The sequence below is a fragment of the Ilumatobacter sp. genome, from assembly GCF_049588435.1.
Classification (GTDB): domain Bacteria; phylum Actinomycetota; class Acidimicrobiia; order Acidimicrobiales; family Ilumatobacteraceae; genus Ilumatobacter_A.
On the sequence record NZ_JBAVYV010000376.1, the window covers coordinates 1 to 2,070 of the forward strand.

3 protein-coding genes and 1 pseudogene are annotated in these 2,070 nt (G+C 68.5%); 1 reads left to right on the plus strand and 3 read right to left on the minus strand.

What is annotated here, in order from left to right:
- Window positions 1–394, minus strand: a pseudogene (locus tag WBV89_RS14540) (glyoxylate/hydroxypyruvate reductase A); the annotation flags it as partial.
- Between the two features lie 161 nt (window positions 395–555).
- Between WBV89_RS14540 and WBV89_RS14545 the strand changes: the two are divergent.
- Complete coding sequence (locus tag WBV89_RS14545) at window positions 556–1,296, plus strand: MOSC domain-containing protein (protein ID WP_423982073.1); 741 nt, start codon at window positions 556–558, stop codon at window positions 1,294–1,296.
- Window positions 1,297–1,308: 12 nt separating this feature from the next.
- Here WBV89_RS14545 and WBV89_RS14550 read toward each other — a convergent pair whose 3' ends face one another.
- Both WBV89_RS14550 and WBV89_RS14555 read right to left on the minus strand, forming a co-directional pair.
- Window positions 1,309–1,662 carry an antibiotic biosynthesis monooxygenase family protein gene (locus WBV89_RS14550; RefSeq protein WP_423982074.1) on the minus strand — a complete coding sequence of 118 codons (354 nt, stop codon included), beginning with the start codon at window positions 1,660–1,662 and terminating at the stop codon, window positions 1,309–1,311.
- 48 nt (window positions 1,663–1,710) lie between these two features.
- Window positions 1,711–2,070: DUF3052 domain-containing protein (locus WBV89_RS14555; protein WP_423982075.1), on the minus strand; the 360-nt coding region annotated here is incomplete at its 5' end.

A 2,070-nucleotide genomic window follows, 5' to 3' on the forward strand; every position in this document is an offset into this window, starting at 1 on the left:
GCGCATGACCCTGCCACTCGCGCGAGCGCTGCTGACGCGCATAGCGGGGCATGTCCCGGTGCAGATAGAGCGTCCATGCGAGGACTGCTTCGGACATCGTCACCTCCATCTGCGGGTCGACCATCCGGGCGACGGCGACGGCGGGCGGCACGGTGGGGACGACCGCTTCCACTCCCGCCCACGTGCTCTGGACGAACGCGAGGTTCGGCATGGCGGCGAGCTGTTCGGCACTCGGTCCGTCGACGACCGCAGCGGTGATCTCGCCCACGCGGCTCGGGTCGACGTCGGCGAAGTTCAGCACGAGTGCATCGGGCAACGCCGTCGCGAGCCGTGCGATCAGTTTCTCGTTGGCGGGCCAATCGGCACGACGGACGTACGGCACGAGCGGCAACATGCCCCGAGCATCGCCGGGCCACATCCCCGGCGCAACCCGCGATCGCTCGCCCGAGGGCTTCTCGACCCGTCTGCGTATCACCTGCTGCAACAGATCGGGGCCGAGAACCTGGCGGGCGACCGGCCGACGACGACGAGACGCACGTGGGGTAGCTTCGGGCGATGATCGGCGTCGAGCAATGCGACCGGTGCGGGTTCGACCGCAGTCAGTGGAACGAACAGGATGCGAACCGCACCCTGTTCCACGCCCGCGATCTCCTCGAGGGTTGGAGCGTCGACGCACGCCCGGAGCTGATCGACAAGCTCGACGCCCGCCGCATCGACGATCTCAAGGCGATCGAGGCGTCGGCCGACCTGTACGACAAGGTCCACCACCTGTGGCACGGTCTCGTGTCGATCGCCGACGTCCGACGTGCGGGCGACGATTCGATTCGCACGCAGCACGGCACCGTCGACCAGTTGAGCGCTTCGACCGGCGGGGTGCCCAAGTCGGCGATCGACGTCGCCACCATCGGAGTTCGCGGCGTCGATGGCGACACCCAGGCAGCACGCCTCCACCATGGTCGCCCCTGGCAGGCACTGTGCCTCTGGAGTCGCGAGGTGATCGACGCGTTCGCCGCCGATGGCCACCCGATCGCACCGGGGTGCGCCGGCGAGAACATCACGGTGTCCGGCATCGAATGGGCCGACCTGCGCGGAGGAACGATCGTCGACATCGGCGACGTGCGCTGCCAACTCAGCGCTCCGACGGTGCCGTGTCAGAAGAACGCCCAGTGGTTCATCGACGGCGAGATCTCACTGATGCGCCACGACCTCCACCCGGAGGCCACGCGTTGGTACGCCTCGGTGCTGCGGCCGGGCACGGTGCGGCCGGGCGATGCCGTCACCGTCAGCCCGAACTGACGGACAATCGCCTCAGGCGTCGATCGACTCGGTCCCCTTTGGCCGACGCCAGTCGTACGCCCGCTCGACCCTGGCCACGCGCAGTTCGTAGCCGGCGTACCAGCGCGCCCGACCGGTCTCGCGAGCGATCGTGTGCTCGCCGTGTTCCCTCCAGCGGGTGATCGACTCCTCGGACGCCCAGTACGACACGGTCAACCCGACCCCGTCGCTGCGGGCGGAATCGATACCGAGAAAGCCCGGCTGCTCGTGGGCGAGTTCGACCATCCGTTCGGCCTCCGCCTCGTATCCATCGGTGTCGGCGGTCGAGGTGGTCGTGAAGATCACCGCGTAGTAGGGCGGCTCGGGCGTTCTGGCCAACGCACTCATGTGAACACTGTCGCACGCCCGCGTCGCGGCGACATGGTGGGTTGAAGATCAGCGACGCTCGCGACGCCACACGATGCGCAGACCGGACCACACCTCGTCGATCGCACACACCTTGTTGTCGACGAGTCCCAGCGGCAGTGCGACCTCGCGCACGACGTCCTCCGTCATGTCGGTCGGTACCCCGGATGCCCGCTTCGGCCACGCGATCCACAGACCCCCGGCCGGGCGGATCGACCGTCCCGCCGCCGCAATCCTGCGTTCGAGTTCGACGCGGCGCGTGACGAAGAACACGACGACGTCGAGATGCCCACGCAACGACGACCGGAACGCGACGTCGTCCGGAATCGGATCGAGCAGGTCCCGGAACCCGTCGGGCTCCGCGAGGAGTCCCACGGTGGAGCCCTCGAC